The 14328-nt window shown below is 36.1% G+C and carries 14 protein-coding genes; 4 read left to right on the top strand and 10 right to left on the bottom strand.

Annotated features, from left to right (window positions below; all coding sequences use genetic code 11):
* Nucleotides 1-36 precede the first annotated feature (36 nt).
* Nucleotides 37-1881, bottom strand: a complete 1845-nt coding sequence (gene glmS, locus PKC55_RS03780; RefSeq protein ID WP_291125951.1) for a glutamine--fructose-6-phosphate transaminase (isomerizing) — start codon at nucleotides 1879-1881, stop codon at nucleotides 37-39.
* A gap of 172 nt (nucleotides 1882-2053) precedes the next feature.
* Here glmS and PKC55_RS03775 point away from each other — a divergent pair, with 172 nt between their 5' ends.
* The 3 genes from PKC55_RS03775 (at nucleotide 2054) to PKC55_RS03765 (ending at nucleotide 4711) form a co-directional block, all read left to right on the top strand.
* The gene (locus tag PKC55_RS03775; RefSeq protein WP_291125954.1) at nucleotides 2054-2902 is read left to right on the top strand and encodes an energy transducer TonB; all 849 of its coding nucleotides are present in this window, start codon (nucleotides 2054-2056) and stop codon (nucleotides 2900-2902) included.
* A 76-nt stretch (nucleotides 2903-2978) separates the two neighbouring features.
* Complete coding sequence (locus PKC55_RS03770; protein ID WP_283686415.1) at nucleotides 2979-3389, top strand: DoxX family protein; 411 nt, start codon at nucleotides 2979-2981, stop codon at nucleotides 3387-3389.
* A gap of 146 nt (nucleotides 3390-3535) precedes the next feature.
* Nucleotides 3536-4711: a DUF418 domain-containing protein gene (locus PKC55_RS03765; RefSeq protein WP_291125960.1), complete on the top strand. Its 1176-nt coding sequence runs from the start codon at nucleotides 3536-3538 to the stop codon at nucleotides 4709-4711.
* A gap of 83 nt (nucleotides 4712-4794) precedes the next feature.
* Here PKC55_RS03765 and PKC55_RS03760 read toward each other — a convergent pair whose 3' ends face one another.
* The 9 genes from PKC55_RS03760 to kbl all read right to left on the bottom strand — a co-directional run bounded on the left by PKC55_RS03760 (nucleotide 4795) and on the right by kbl (nucleotide 12949).
* A complete protein-coding gene (locus PKC55_RS03760) occupies nucleotides 4795-5241 on the bottom strand; it encodes a hypothetical protein (protein WP_291125963.1) in 447 nt (148 codons plus the stop codon).
* Between the two features lie 213 nt (nucleotides 5242-5454).
* Complete coding sequence (locus PKC55_RS03755; protein WP_291125966.1) at nucleotides 5455-6960, bottom strand: PspC domain-containing protein; 1506 nt, start codon at nucleotides 6958-6960, stop codon at nucleotides 5455-5457.
* Nucleotides 6961-6972: 12 nt separating this feature from the next.
* The gene (locus tag PKC55_RS03750; RefSeq protein WP_006842604.1) at nucleotides 6973-7308 is read right to left on the bottom strand and encodes a PadR family transcriptional regulator; all 336 of its coding nucleotides are present in this window, start codon (nucleotides 7306-7308) and stop codon (nucleotides 6973-6975) included.
* A 9-nt stretch (nucleotides 7309-7317) separates the two neighbouring features.
* Nucleotides 7318-7896, bottom strand: a complete 579-nt coding sequence (locus PKC55_RS03745) for a PspC domain-containing protein (RefSeq protein ID WP_291125970.1) — start codon at nucleotides 7894-7896, stop codon at nucleotides 7318-7320.
* A gap of 365 nt (nucleotides 7897-8261) precedes the next feature.
* Nucleotides 8262-9596 (bottom strand): cell envelope integrity protein CreD, encoded by a 1335-nt coding sequence (creD, locus tag PKC55_RS03740; RefSeq protein WP_291125971.1) that lies wholly within the window; start codon nucleotides 9594-9596, stop codon nucleotides 8262-8264.
* Between the two features lie 64 nt (nucleotides 9597-9660).
* Nucleotides 9661-9960 carry a winged helix-turn-helix domain-containing protein gene (locus PKC55_RS03735; protein WP_135103971.1) on the bottom strand — a complete coding sequence of 100 codons (300 nt, stop codon included), beginning with the start codon at nucleotides 9958-9960 and terminating at the stop codon, nucleotides 9661-9663.
* 2 nt (nucleotides 9961-9962) lie between these two features.
* Nucleotides 9963-10568, bottom strand: a complete 606-nt coding sequence (locus PKC55_RS03730; RefSeq protein ID WP_291125972.1) for a hypothetical protein — start codon at nucleotides 10566-10568, stop codon at nucleotides 9963-9965.
* 160 nt (nucleotides 10569-10728) lie between these two features.
* Nucleotides 10729-11691: an L-threonine 3-dehydrogenase, SDR-type gene (locus PKC55_RS03725; protein WP_324371923.1), complete on the bottom strand. Its 963-nt coding sequence runs from the start codon at nucleotides 11689-11691 to the stop codon at nucleotides 10729-10731.
* A 61-nt stretch (nucleotides 11692-11752) separates the two neighbouring features.
* Complete coding sequence (gene kbl, locus PKC55_RS03720) at nucleotides 11753-12949, bottom strand: glycine C-acetyltransferase (protein WP_291129748.1); 1197 nt, start codon at nucleotides 12947-12949, stop codon at nucleotides 11753-11755.
* 256 nt (nucleotides 12950-13205) lie between these two features.
* On the opposite strand from kbl, the gene PKC55_RS03715 reads away from it, so the two are divergent.
* Nucleotides 13206-14213, top strand: coding sequence for a glycerophosphodiester phosphodiesterase (locus PKC55_RS03715; protein ID WP_291129745.1), 1008 nt, complete (start codon nucleotides 13206-13208; stop codon nucleotides 14211-14213).
* The last annotated feature ends 115 nt before the right edge of the window (nucleotides 14214-14328 follow it).

The following is a 14328-nucleotide window of genomic DNA, read 5'->3' as shown; positions in this document are numbered from 1 at the left end:
ATTCAAAACTTGATATATATTGTGAAAACAAGCTGTCTATTCAACCGTTACAGATTTTGCCAGATTGCGCGGCATATCTACATCTCTGTTTTTATTTACAGCAATATGATAGGCAAGTAGTTGTAGGGGTATGACGGTTAGTAAAGGGTCGAGGCATTCTATTGTCGTAGGTATTTCAATATAATGGTCGGCTATTGACTTCATCGTTTCATCGCCTTCGTTTATTATGGCTATCACTTTGCCTCTTCTGGCCTTTATTTCTTGTATGTTGCTGACTACTTTGTCGTATATGGCACTATGAGTTGCAATCGTTACCACCGGCATTTCATTGTCTATAAGTGCTATTGGTCCGTGTTTCATTTCGGCTGCCGGATAACCCTCGGCATGTATGTACGATATCTCTTTTAGCTTGAGGGCCCCTTCCAAAGCTATAGGATAATTGTATCCACGACCGAGGTAAATAAAGTTTTGTGCATAAGTAAAGATATTGGATAGTTCCTTAATCTTTTCATTGCTTGATAAAACTTTTTTTATTTTTGACGGAATAGACAGAAGCTCTTTGGTGATTTCTATATATTTTTCGTCCTCTATCACCTTTTTTTCTTTCGCAATAGTCAAGGCCATTAATATGAGGGTTGTAACCTGTGCTGTGAACGCTTTGGTCGATGCTACTCCTATTTCGTGTCCACAATGCGTGTATGAGCCCGAATTGGTGTTGCGAGGAATTGATGATCCTACAACATTGCATACGCCATATACAAAAGCTCCGGCTTTGCGTGCCAACTCGATTGCTGCAAGCGAATCGGCAGTTTCTCCCGATTGAGAAATAGCGATTACGATGTCGTCGGCATAGATAACTGGATTTCTATATCTAAATTCTGAGGCATACTCTACTTCAACGGGAATGCGGCAAAACTCCTCGAATAAGTATTCTCCTATCAGTCCGGCGTGCCATGAAGTTCCACATGCGATTATAATGATACGTCGTGCATTTATGAATTTTTCTTTATGGTCTATTATCCCCGATAGAGTTATGTTCGTGCCTTCTATATTAATGCGCCCGCTCATACAGTTTTTGAGCGTATCAGGCTGTTCGAATATTTCTTTTAGCATAAAGTGCGGATAGCCGCCACGTTCGAGTTGGCTGAGATTCATTTCTAATTGTTTGATCTCCGGAGTTTTCTGTATGTTGGAGATCGTAATTATCTTAGGCTCTTTATCTCTTTTGAGTATAGCTATTTCTTCATCATCCAGATAAATAACCTTGTTGGTATACTCTATAATAGGAGAAGCATCCGATCCGATGAAAAACTCGCCATCACCAATTCCGATAACTAACGGGCTGCTTTTGCGTGCTGCAATTATCTGGTCGGGCTTTCCTTTTTCTATAACGGCTATGGCGTATGCACCTACTACCTGATTGAGTGCAATTTGAACTGCTGTAAACAGATCGCAATTATTTAAGCTTTTGATATATTCAATTAGCTGTACCAGTACTTCCGTGTCGGTACTACTTTGAAAACTGTACCCGTTTTGTGTTAGCTGAGCCTTAAGTACTGCATAGTTTTCTATGATTCCATTGTGTATGAGGGCTAAAGATTCCGATTGAGAGTAGTGGGGGTGTGCATTGCAGTTGCTCGGTTCGCCATGTGTGGCCCATCTGGTATGTGCTATGCCGATTGTGCCGGTTGTGTCTTTTCCTTTCGTATATTCCTCAAGGTGCTGTACTTTGCCTTTTGTTTTGTATACCGAAAGGTTGTCTTCGCTATTTATTATTGCTACTCCGGCACTGTCGTATCCTCTATACTCTAGTCTATGTAACCCTTTTATCAAAATGGGGTAGGCTTCTCTAAAGCCAATATATCCTACAATTCCACACATATTGTTTTTTTCTATTTGGCTGTAAAGATATATATAGTATTGTTAAAAATATTGTTTCCAAATATTAAAAACGTTAATATTAACATAAATGTATTTTACGGATTTAATAAAATATAAATACATACTAGACTTGAGTAATTTGTATATATTTGTTTGTAAAAAAGAGCCAAAAATGAAATTTGTACATACTGCCTTATTTATATTCTTGTTTTGTATATTAACCCCTGTTTATTCACAGAAAGCTATTACTGCAAAGCTCTTGACAAAAGAAACATCGTCATTGAATGGTGTTCCTCCTCACTATAAGGATGGCGAGAAGGCGTTATACGAATTTCTAGAGACTAATATAAAATATCCTCCTATTTTGATAAAGATAAAGATGGAAGGGGATCTGGAGTTGAAGTTCAACGTTGCTAAAGATGGTAGTGTAAAAGATATAGAAATAGTAAGAGGATTTGATCCTGATGCAGATGACGAGGTTATACGTGTTTTACAAGCGATGCCCAAATGGTCGCCTGCGTTACTTGATGGTAATCCTATAGATTTTGCTCAGCATCTTTCTGTCACTTTCAAGTTGACCGATACGTTAATAGCACAAGCAAAGGAGCAGCCTAAAAGCGAAGAGCAGAAATTAACAAATGAGTCTTCTTTGGTAATGATTCCGACAGATACTTTGACTCGGATACAAGAAAAACAGATTGTTCAAGAGCCTGATTCTTTAAACACTGATCCTCAATATCCGGGAGGGCAGGAGGCACTAGATACTTACTTGAAGACTAATATGAAATATCCGAAGCGTGCCATTAAATATGGAATAGAAGGTCGGGTTATATTTAATATAGAGGTGTCGGCAGAAGGTGAGATATCAAAGATATGGTTGTTTAAAGGCGTGTTTCCGGATTGTAATGAAGAAGCCTATTATTTGATAAAGAAAATGCCTAAATGGATTCCCGGATTGAAAGATGGATTGCCTGTCGCAAAGCAGCTGATGTTGCCTATTTCATTTGAATTACCTAAATAGAAAATAACTCTCATGTGAACTAATTTAACTTTTCATTGTTTTATATCTGTAACGTAAATAGTAACAGTATATATTAATGAAAACATTAGAACGTAATACAGATTTAGGACTACTTATTCTAAGATTAAGTGTTGGTATATTAATGCTTTTGCATGGGATAGCTAAATTATCACATGGGGCAGGAATGATAGAACAAATGGTGGAGGGTGCAGGACTACCTTCTTTTATCGCTTATGGAGTGTATGTTGGAGAGATTATAGCACCTTTGTTTATAATTTTCGGATACGGTACACGTGTTGCTGCAGCGATATTTGTATTTAATATGTTGGTTGCAGTTTCGCTCGCTCATAGCGGTGATGTATTCTCTCTAAATGAGACCGGAGGCTGGATGGTGGAATTGCAAGGATTGTACTTCTTCGGGGCTTTGGCTTTAGTGTTTACCGGTGGTGGCAAATATGCTCTTAGTAAAAAGCATATCTGGGATTAAAAAAGAAAGATATTTTTTGTAAAGCATGAGGCTAGTCTATAGTCTCATGCTTTTTCTTTTTATATAAAATACTATCTTTGTCGCATCATGCAGAGAGTGCAATTTTGTATTTCGAATTTTAATACCAAAAAACATATTTTAGAAAAATGACAAAAAGTGTCCACCGTATTGATGTTGCCGATGCCCTGAGAGGTCTTTCGGTACTAGGCATAGTGTTAGTACATAGCCTCGAAAACTATAATCTTTTCAATTTTACTCCGATAGATACTCCATTTATGAAGTTTTTGGATTCGGCTCTGTTTGATTCTACCTTTTTTATTTTTGCAGGAAAAGCTTATGGTATATTTGCCTTATTATTTGGCTTTAGTTTCTTTATTCAAGATAATAATCAGTTGAAAAGAGGTAACGATTTTCGTCCTCGTTTTTTATGGCGTTTAGTTTTACTTTTTGTTTGGGGAATGATCAATTCTCTTTTCTATACAGGCGATGTTCTGGTGATGTTTTCACTCATTGGTATTGTGCTTATATTAACAGCGCGTTTGTCTACCAAGACTGTATTGATTATAGCTACAATCTTTATTCTTCAGCCTATAGAGTGGGGGCGGGTGATATATGCTTTGGTTAATCCGGACTATGTAATGGGCGAAAGTATGGTAGGATACCATTATGGTAAGTTAAATCCTATCTTGATAGATAAATCGGCAAGTTTGAGTGAGATATTTAATGTAATGTTGCATCATGGAGAATGGGGCAGCTTTATGTGGGCATGGGAAAATGGACGTTTTTGTCAGGTTGCCGGACTTTTCTTGTTCGGAATGCTTATAGGGCGTACAGAATTTTTCCTTCATCCCGAAACCAATATTCGCAAATGGGTTCGTATGCTAATTCTTGGAGTTGTTTGCTTTTTCCCTCTCAAGGGGCTGACTCTTATGCTGCCCGGATTTATTGAAAATAAAGCAGTTTTAGAGCCTTTGGGAATAATAGTTCAATCTTTTGCCAATGTTTCATTTCTGTTTTTCCTTGTATCATTAGTCCTTATTGTCTATTATTCTACTGAAAAAGGACAATCCTTATTAAGAAAGTTGATACCTTATGGTAAAATGAGCCTTACCAATTATATAACTCAATCTTTGCTCGGCGGAGCTATATTTTACAGCTGGGGACTTGGTTTATCTGTGAGTATAACAATGTCTTTTCTGATCGGAGTAGGGATATTTATCGTACAATATATATTCTCTTGTTGGTGGATGAAAAATTACAAGCATGGGCCTCTGGAATATATCTGGAAAAAGGCAACGTGGATTGGATCAAAGAAAGATTAAAACGTTTGTATTGATATAAAAAATAAAACCTCAAAAGCAGAATGAAGCTTTTGAGGTTTTATTTTAGGTTTGTATGATATTCTCTAATTCGAGGGTTTCAACCCTTTTTCGAAAACTTCTGTAATTGTAGCCTCTATGATCTTGCTTTCACTGATTTTTAAATCTTTTGCAATTTGGCTTTTCAAATCAGATTGAACGTAAATCAAAGGATCTTCGCAAATTACTTTCTTTAATCCCCTTGAGTCATCCAGTGTTGCATAATCTTTATCCTGCATTTTATATTTACCTTTTAGAGGGTCTGCGAAATTAAGATAATAATAATAGGTCTTATCATTCTTAAATTCATAGCTTGTATGCTCGGATATTACATTTTGTTTGATGTATTCTTCAACTTTTGTTTTTAACGCCGGATCTGTAACGGAGATATCAACTTTTGTTGCTGTATATATCCAATGCCCTTCTATGGTGCTTGTGGGTGGGTTTTCGTCCCCATCACAAGACAGCATAAAGAGACCTATAGAAAAGGCCATCAGTATATATGTTAAAAATTTCGCTTTCACAGCTTTAATATTAATAATAATTTACAAATGTACATATATTAAACGTAAAAATAGCTAAAATGTTGCATCTTTTTCGATAAAAAATCGGACAAAAAGATTTATCCGATTTCTTAACACCAAACTTATTATCTATTATCATTCAGTAGGTAATGCATCTTTTATATAAGATGTTCTATTATGACTTCAATCAATAGTAAAATTGTAAAAACAACGATTATAACCATATCTGTTTATATTTATATTGAAATCTTTATAAGATCTGTTTAAGGGATATTCTTTTATAACTTTCTTATCACGTGGCGTTTTTATCACAATCTCAAACGTTTCCAAACTCCATGGGTTTGAATTTGTATGCCATGTAGGATTAATTGTTAATAAAGAATCAGTCAGGGTGTAATCTAAGTGTAAATCTTCAACTTTTCTTTTAGCCGTCATTTCGTTGTCAGCGAAATTCTTCTTATGTATTTCAATTACATAATTGGTTAATGTTGTATCCACACTGGTTTGTATCGAAGGTAACACACACAGCTTTTTGTTGTCCGAAGATCCGGTATATAAAACAAATGGATTGTTCGGTTGTGATTCTGCGCTTAAATATTCGCTACCCAATTTTACGTATAGGGAATCTGAGGTTGTATTTGCATCTACACTCTCAACAGCTTCCGCAGTGTGGCGATGATTTAATCCGAATTTAAATCCGGTATTTCCCAAATAAAAAGAAGCCCCTAACCATAATACAAATCCTATAACAAAACTTATTAATGTCTGAGTTGTAAATGGAGATCTTTTCAAGATTTTAATCATTAGAGATAGCAGCCCCATTAGTGGAATTAAAGATGCTAATAAGAATGCAATCTTTAAATTAATCGAACTTAAACCTAATAGTATAAGATAATTATTCAGACCTAGGATTGTTGTGTCGAAATACAACCAAATAAAGGAAGCAATCATCGCAATGATGATGAGAAACAAAATAACAGCTAAAATACCAATGAATACATTCACAAGAATACCTATTGCCGAAGCCAAGGAGCTACCTTTATATTTTCGGGCTGATTGAGTCCGGTCTTCTTCAATATTTGAAATAGAAGGATCCGATCCGGTCATTGATAGTTTTTGCTTGAAAGAGTGAGCCGCAGGCATTACTGCCCATAGTATACCATATATCAACACTATCACCATGCATGACGGGCCTTTGTGCATGAAGAATAATAAGAAAAGGAATATTCCCGAGAATATCAGACGCATGATAGTTGTGTCTATTCTGAAATAGTGCCCCAATCCGCTACACACTCCACCAATAAATTTGTTGTCAGTGTCTCTGTATAGCTTTTTCTTGAACAAATCTTGTGTGTCGTCGGTTGCATAGTCTGATTTACCAAAAGATTTCTTTTCAGAATCTTCTTCAGTGTATTCTTCTTGAGGAGCATCGTCAAAATCTTTTGGGCTTCCCATAATTTTTATAATATCCAACGCATCCGCCATAGATACGACCCCATCAGCCGAGCTTACACGCATTTGTAATAATTCGCTCAAACGAAGTTCGATGTCAGATATGATTTCTCCCGATTCTGAATTCTTTTCAAAATGCCTTCTTAAGGCTTTCAGGTAATCGTCGAGGACACGGAATGCATCTTCTTCGAGATTGAAAGCTAAACCTCCTATGCTAACTCTAATTGTTGGTTTCATTGTTATCAGATTTTATTTATTTCTAATATTGTCTATTACTCTTACCAGATCAGTCCAAGCACCATCCAGTTCTCCTAATACAGCATTTCCTTTTTCTGTTATTGCATAATATTTGCGGGGTGGCCCTTGTGTCGATTCTTCCCATCTGTAAGAGAGTAATCCTTGATTTTTTTGTCGTGTAAGCAACGGATATAATGTTCCTTCAACCACGATCATCTCCGAATCTTTCAGTTCATTTATTATATCTGATACGTATGCGTCTCCTTTAGATAGAATACTGAGGATACAATATTCTAATATGCCCTTACGCATCTGAGCCTTTATATTGTCTACATTTATAGTTTCCATATTGTTCAATTATTTGTGTTGTGATGTAAATTTTCTAATATTTTCGGCTGTCGGAGCATAACCTCTCAACTCCAGCTTCTGAGCTACACTTATAGCTCTAGGCATTACAATCCAAAGAACACAGTATACAAGGATGGCGGTACCATACAAGAAAGAAGTAGCAGCAAAAATCACCCTGATGATAGTTACGTCGATACCAAGGTATAGTGCTAAACCACTACATACACCTGATACCATTTTTTCGTCAATATCTCTATACATGCGTTTATCTCCTCTTGTATATTCTTTATCTGAGCTTTTATAATTTTTATATTCAGTTTCCTGTTCTGACGATTTAGAGTCTACTTCGCCTAAATGGTCTATTACTGTTTGTACTTGTTTCATGTCTACAACTTGATTTGAATATTTCATTTCTTTTTGTAATATCTCAGCTACACGAGCTTCAACATCTTCCATTACTTCACGAGCTTCCTGTTTGTCAGGAATAGTTTCTTCGAATCGTTTCAGATAATCTTTTAATCTGAAATATGCATCGTCTTCCATTGTGAAATTGATGCCTCCTATACTTACTTCAATAACCTTTTTCATATTTTAGACTATTTGTTTTTTGTATTCTATTACCTAATATTATCCTATACAATGTTGTTTGTAATGCAAATATATAAATAAATATAAGTACTATGCAATACATAGTACCTATGGGTAAATTGTGTTTTTTGTTTATGTTGTTGATATATAGTTTTTTATGTGTTTTATATTATTGGATAATTAACTTTAATTAACTGTTTTGTTTGTTCATTATTGAAAAAATGATATATGAATAATAAAAAAAGCCGTGTGAGTAAGATATATAATATCTAACTAACACGGCTTAAAGAATTGTGTATGTCACCGAAAATAGGAGACAGGCCTAGATTTATTTTAAACTTAATTTATACTACTATTTTCATCTTTTAATTATGATTAGAATCCTCGTCTGCTATTTGGTCTGATTTATTATCATCATTGTACCAATTTACTCTTCTCAATACAAACATTACGATAGCTAATGCTATAAATAGGCCAATAGCTCCGAATAGCAAAGAGAGGTTTTCCAATTGTAATACTATATACAGATAGGTATATAGTCCCGCAAGGAATAGCCCCATCATACCTGCCTGTTTGGTGCTCCGAAACATTGTTATTGAATATAAGGAAATGAGGATAGTGGTTGCAGAACTCGAAATCAGATATGATAAACCAAAACTGAGGTGCTCTGATATCGCAAGTAATAGTACATAGAATATAATGAGCCCACTGCTTACCAATAAATATTGTACAGGGTGAATCCTTTTTCGACTAAGCAGTTCAACTAAGAAAAACACAACAAAAGTGAATACTATAAACATAATTGCATATTTTACCGAACGCATTGTCATCTGGTATTTGTCAACCGGGAATTTCATATCTACACCTAAGGCAGATGATTTTAATACGTCGTTATCTCCAACCCACATTTGTACATAATTACGGTTGTAATCGAATATATTCCACTTAGCATCAAAGCCGTCTTTATTCACGGTGCGTTCTGTCGGTAAGAAGTTGCCATCAAAAGATACGGTATTCCATGACGATTTAAGGTGTATGGTACTTTCTTTTCCCACAGGGTTGATGTATAATCCTTCGCTTCCATTAAGAGCCAGTTCGAAATTGAAATCGTAACTGTTGATAGCGGCATCTAAAGGTGTTTCAACTGTCACTCCCGAACTTACACAAGAATTATTCTTAATCCCCGGTTGGACGATCTGTGGCTTTCCATTTACATTAAAAACAATTTTATTCTTAATCCCTTGCAGATACGTGATACCAATCAGGACGAAAGCTTTATCCCACATTACTTGCTCGGGTTTTATGTTTAACTTAGCATAGTCTGGTAGAGAGAAAGTTCCACTTACATGCAAATTAGACTGATATAGTAATGTCTTGAAGAGTGTGCGAGAGCGTTCTTCTGTTTTTATATTTCCTTCAACATTGAAGCTGTCGGGAAGGAAATAAGCATAATTTGTAATTACATTTTGATTTTTATCAGTCTCACTCAGTACAGGTAGTACCAATACAGGACCAGATATAGTTTGAATCCCACTCCATTTCTGGCTTATTTCGTCTTGAACTGCTTTCTGATTCCCTTCGCGTTCTTCAACGAGTGATCTTACCAGATTGATCGGTAATAGCATAACGGCAATTAAAACTGCAACAACAATGACTTTTACAAAAATCATGTTCACTCCGATATCGAATTTTGTTTTCATAAATAATTAAATTAATAATATGTATAAAAGTTCTTTGAAATTCAAAGTATATAAGTAAAAAAAATTACGACAGAGGATTAAGCAATCTCTCGAGAGCGTCTATATGTTCTTTAAATAGTTTCTGCCCCAGAGGAGTTACCTTGTAAGATGTATTGGGTTTTCTTCCCAGAAATTGTTTTCTGACCTCAATTACTTCCTCTTTTTCTAAAGCCTTCAAGTGGCTGGCCAGATTTCCGTCGGTAACGTCAAGCAGCTCTTTCATTGTATTGAAGTCTACACTGTCATTTACCATTAGTACCGACATTATACCTAATCGGATGCGGCTGTCGAAGATTTTATTCAATCCTGATATAATATCTTTCATAATCAACCGTTTTTCTCTGATTTTACATCATATTTGTAATGAATGAGTATGCCATATACAATGTGTAAGATACCAAAACCTATTCCCCAAAATATAAGATCATAGCCTACAGTTATAGCTGCAGCCAATCCCAATATTATTTCGCATGCTCCTAATACCTTTACATCACGGAATGTGCGAGAACCGGCAGCTATGAGCCCTAGTCCGTAAAAGATGAGCATGCACGGTGCTACCATAAAGTAAACATCTTTGTAAATAAGGATAATGGATAATAGACCTCCTGATACTAATGACACGCTAAAATCTTTAGCTATCTCTAACGTTACAGGCATCCAAAGTTTTGAATTGCTTTTTTTAGCCTTGCGGGCTGAGAAATATAATCCCACTGCAACAGCACTAATGAGTACAACCGTGGCAATCAAAATAAGATCATATAGAAGATTCCCTGTAAAAGTAAATTTGCCTATCAATACAAAATAAGCCAATATAGCACCCAATATTGCAAATGTACCTGCCATAACACCAGACATACCGCTGATCGATAAGAATTTGCTCGAACGTTCCATCATGGAACGTATGTGTTTTATATCATCTAAATTTGTATCCATAATATTTACTTTGAAATACAAAGTAATATGATATATTTTGATTGTGCAACAAAATAACCGAAATTTTTTATAGAGACCGAGAATGAAAAACTCCCTGCTTAACATCTTGTATAAGCAGGGAGTTTTTAAGTTTTAATTATCTCTAAACGAGTTCTCTATGTTAGGCGTTTAAAAACACTTCTCTTTCCTTCAAAACTTTTATCATGTCAGCAGTCATTTTCTCCAGATCATATTCAGGACGCCATCCCCATTCGTGACGGGCGCAAGTATCGTCAAGTGAGTTTGGCCATGAATCTGCTATAGCTTGTTTTAGAGGGTCTACTTCGTATTCCATTACGAAGCTAGGATAATGTTTCTTTATTGCTGTATAGATCATTTCCGGGTCGAAGCTCATAGATGCAATATTAAACGAGTTTCGATGGATAAGTTTTGTCGGGTCGGCTTCCATTATATTTATTGCAGCATTTAGAGCATCGGGCATATACATCATATCCATGAATGTTCCCGGCTTCAGAGGACATATAAATTTTTCCTCTCTTACTGCATTATAATATATCTCAACGGCATAGTCTGTCGTACCTCCACCGGGATGAGTAAGGTTGGATATAATACCCGGAAAACGTACCGAGCGAGTGTCTACTCCCCATCTGGTATAATAATAGTCGCTAAGCAGTTCACCCATTACTTTTGTAATTCCATACACTGTATTCGGACGTTGGATAGTGTCTTGAGGCGTCTTGTCTTTTGGTGTGTTAGGACCGAAAGCACCTATAGAACTTGGAGTAAAAACAGCACAACCAAGTTCGCGTGCAACATCGAGGCAATTCATCAGGCTATTTACTCCGACATCCCACCCTAACTTAGGATTTTTTTCGGCTGTAGCTGATAATATTGCTGCCAGATTGTAAATAGTATCAATTTTGTATTTTTTTACTGCGTCAGCTATTTGCTGTATGTCTGTAGCATCTATTTCTACAGTAGGGCCCGATTCGAAAAAGTTTTCAGGAAAAGGAGGTTTGTAATATCCGCAGATAACATTACTCTCTCCATAAATAGAGCGTAATTTAATACTTAATTCCGAGCCTATCTGGCCCGTACTGCCTACGATAAGAATGTTTTTCATAAAAGAAAAATCTGATTGTAAAAGGGTGATTGTTTAGTTGTATCTTGTTTCAATATTCCACTTACTTAATAACGCCCAGTTCTTTTCCTACCTTCGTAAATGCGGCGATACATTTATCGAGATGTTCTTTTTCGTGTCCTGCTGATATTTGCACACGGATACGAGCTAAATCTTTAGGTACTACAGGATAGTAGAAGCCTGTAACATAAATACCTTCGTCTAATAATTTTGCAGCCATATCCTGCGATAGTTTTGCATCATAGAGCATTACGGCACAGATAGAAGACTGAGTAGGTTTGATATCAAACCCTGCTGCTTTCATTTTTTCTACAAAATAATCGGTGTTAGCATGCAACTTGTCTTGCAACTCATTTGTGCGATCCATCATTTCAAACATTTTAATACCTGCTGCAGCTATAGCCGGAGGAATAGAGTTTGAAAATAAATAAGGGCGTGAACGTTGGCGCAACATGTCGATGATTTCTTTCTTCCCTGTCGTAAAGCCGCCAATAGCCCCACCGAAGGATTTGCCAAGCGTGCCCGTAATGATTTCTACCTTTCCACGAAGATTAAACAGTTCGGTTGTTCCGCGTCCTGTTTCACCAACCACTCCCGCAGAGTGCGATTCGTCGATCATAATCATGGCATCATATTTTTGTGCCAGTTCATATATTTTATCCATCGGAGCCACATTGCCATCCATAGAGAAAACTCCATCGGTCACTATTATTCGGAAACGTTGGGCTTGGGCTGCTTGCAATTGTTTTTCCAGATCAGCCATATCTGCGTTTGCATAACGATATCGTACAGCCTTACATAAACGTACACCATCTATTATTGAAGCATGATTTAAAGAATCGGATATAATAGCATCTTGTTCGTTCAAAAGCGGTTCGAACACTCCGCCGTTGGCATCGAAGCAAGCTGCATATAAAATTGAATCTTCTGTGCCGAAGAATTTAGCAATAGCTGCTTCCAATTGTTTGTGCAGATCTTGTGTTCCACAAATAAAACGCACGGAAGAAACGCCAAATCCACGTTCATCCATAGCATCTTTGGCTGCTTGTATAAGTTCCTTATTGTTAGATAATCCCAGATAATTATTTGCGCAGAAATTAAGGACTTCTTGTCCGGTATTTACTTTGATTGCAGCACCCTGAGGTGATACAATAATACGTTCGTTCTTATATAATCCTGCTGACTGAATGTCAGCTAATTCGTTTTGCAGGTACTTTTGAAAACCAGAATAAGTGCTCATGATAATTATATTTTTGAAACAAAGGTAATAAAATGCTACTAACTAAAAGAGTCAACATGTTTAAAAATAGTGTCCTCGATGTCATTATTAGTATCTCTATCTTATCCTTTAACTCAGTATAGCGCACTTCTGTTTGAGATTGTAGGCGTGATAAGCAAAAAGAGGGCTTATTGTACAATATATCCAATTTAAACTTTCAGCGAAAAAAAGATTATTGGTATCTTTACAAGTCAATATAAAAGATGAGATTTTTATTATGAAAAAAGTTATTTTGTTATTCGTGTTGCTAAGTGTTTGTTTTATCCATACATACTCTCAGAACCAATTTCTTGTATTGGATAGTTATACTATCCCGGTAAATAAAAAGGGTGCTCTGGTAGGAAAAGTCATTTCAGAGCGAAGTGAAAAGATTACATTAAAAGATCCTTCCGGGCTATTTGAAATCGATAAAGAAAAAAATATAAGGCTAAAGAAAGGAAAACTGCTAACTGCAAATTCGCCTATTTCTTATAACATAATATTGAAAGATGGAAACGCCGAAAAATCATTCGAGCTGGTAAAAGATGAGTTTTTACAAAATAGGGTGATTGCTCACAGAGGAGCTTGGAAAGATCGTGATTTTAGCCATAATTCGATGAGCTCATTGAAGCATGCAGTAGAGATAGGTTGTGAAGGCTCAGAACTGGATGTATGGATGTCATCAGACGATGTTGTTGTGCTTTCACACGATCCTTCGATAGGCGGGAAGGATGTTGAATCAACTACAGCAGCAGAATTGTCTGCTGTAGCATTGAAGAATGGAGATTTTGTACCAACTCTAGAAGAGTATATCAACTATATAAAAACACAAAATAAAACAAAACTAATCATAGAAATAAAAGGAACAAATAAAGGAAAGGCTATCGCTGACTCTGTTGTGCATTTGGTACATCGTATGAAAGCTCAGGCGTGGGTAGATTATATATCTTTCGGTATGCAATACCTTACTCGAGTTAAAGAATTAGACCCTGCAGCAAAGGTACTTTATTTAGGATCCGATAAAAGTTTGGAGGAATTAAAAGCAGCAAATATAGATGGTATTGATTTTCATTATTCATTATTTCAGAAAGATCCGGAATTAGCTGATAAGGCGAAGTCAATGGATTTGCTTACTAATGCTTGGACGGTGAATAAAGAAGAGGATATGCAATCAATGCTCAAATTAAAACTGGATTTTATAACAACAGATGAGCCCGAATTGCTTCTTAGGTTATTAGAAAAATAGAGGAGAAAGACATATTGATTAGAAACGCTGAAAATACTTTCAGCGTTTTTTTATTCTTTTATGGAAAATCAAATGAATAAATCTCTACTAAATAAAAGGTATTGAGTATTAACCG

This window comes from Dysgonomonas sp. (assembly GCF_035323175.1).
In the GTDB taxonomy this organism is placed as follows: Bacteria; Bacteroidota; Bacteroidia; order Bacteroidales; family Dysgonomonadaceae; genus Dysgonomonas.
The sequence above is the reverse complement of the archived record's forward strand: the minus strand, read 5'-3'. Positions and strand labels throughout refer to the sequence as shown.

What these genes read in the sequence shown, in the direction of transcription:
- PKC55_RS03775 (WP_291125954.1), top strand. Translation starts at nt 2,054, where the DNA reads ATGAAATTTGTACATACTGCCTTATTTATATTCTTGTTTTGTATATTA.
- kbl (WP_291129748.1), bottom strand. Translation starts at nt 12,949, where the DNA reads ATGAGCACTTATTCTGGTTTTCAAAAGTACCTGCAAAACGAATTAGCT.
- PKC55_RS03750 (WP_006842604.1), bottom strand. Translation starts at nt 7,308, where the DNA reads ATGGAAACTATAAATGTAGACAATATAAAGGCTCAGATGCGTAAGGGC.
- glmS (WP_291125951.1), bottom strand. Translation starts at nt 1,881, where the DNA reads ATGTGTGGAATTGTAGGATATATTGGCTTTAGAGAAGCCTACCCCATT.
- creD (WP_291125971.1), bottom strand. Translation starts at nt 9,596, where the DNA reads ATGAAAACAAAATTCGATATCGGAGTGAACATGATTTTTGTAAAAGTC.
- PKC55_RS03715 (WP_291129745.1), top strand. Translation starts at nt 13,206, where the DNA reads ATGAAAAAAGTTATTTTGTTATTCGTGTTGCTAAGTGTTTGTTTTATC.
- PKC55_RS03755 (WP_291125966.1), bottom strand. Translation starts at nt 6,960, where the DNA reads ATGAAACCAACAATTAGAGTTAGCATAGGAGGTTTAGCTTTCAATCTC.
- PKC55_RS03725 (WP_324371923.1), bottom strand. Translation starts at nt 11,691, where the DNA reads ATGAAAAACATTCTTATCGTAGGCAGTACGGGCCAGATAGGCTCGGAA.
- PKC55_RS03760 (WP_291125963.1), bottom strand. Translation starts at nt 5,241, where the DNA reads ATGGCCTTTTCTATAGGTCTCTTTATGCTGTCTTGTGATGGGGACGAA.
- PKC55_RS03770 (WP_283686415.1), top strand. Translation starts at nt 2,979, where the DNA reads ATGAAAACATTAGAACGTAATACAGATTTAGGACTACTTATTCTAAGA.
- PKC55_RS03745 (WP_291125970.1), bottom strand. Translation starts at nt 7,896, where the DNA reads ATGAAAAAGGTTATTGAAGTAAGTATAGGAGGCATCAATTTCACAATG.
- PKC55_RS03730 (WP_291125972.1), bottom strand. Translation starts at nt 10,568, where the DNA reads ATGGATACAAATTTAGATGATATAAAACACATACGTTCCATGATGGAA.
- PKC55_RS03735 (WP_135103971.1), bottom strand. Translation starts at nt 9,960, where the DNA reads ATGAAAGATATTATATCAGGATTGAATAAAATCTTCGACAGCCGCATC.
- PKC55_RS03765 (WP_291125960.1), top strand. Translation starts at nt 3,536, where the DNA reads ATGACAAAAAGTGTCCACCGTATTGATGTTGCCGATGCCCTGAGAGGT.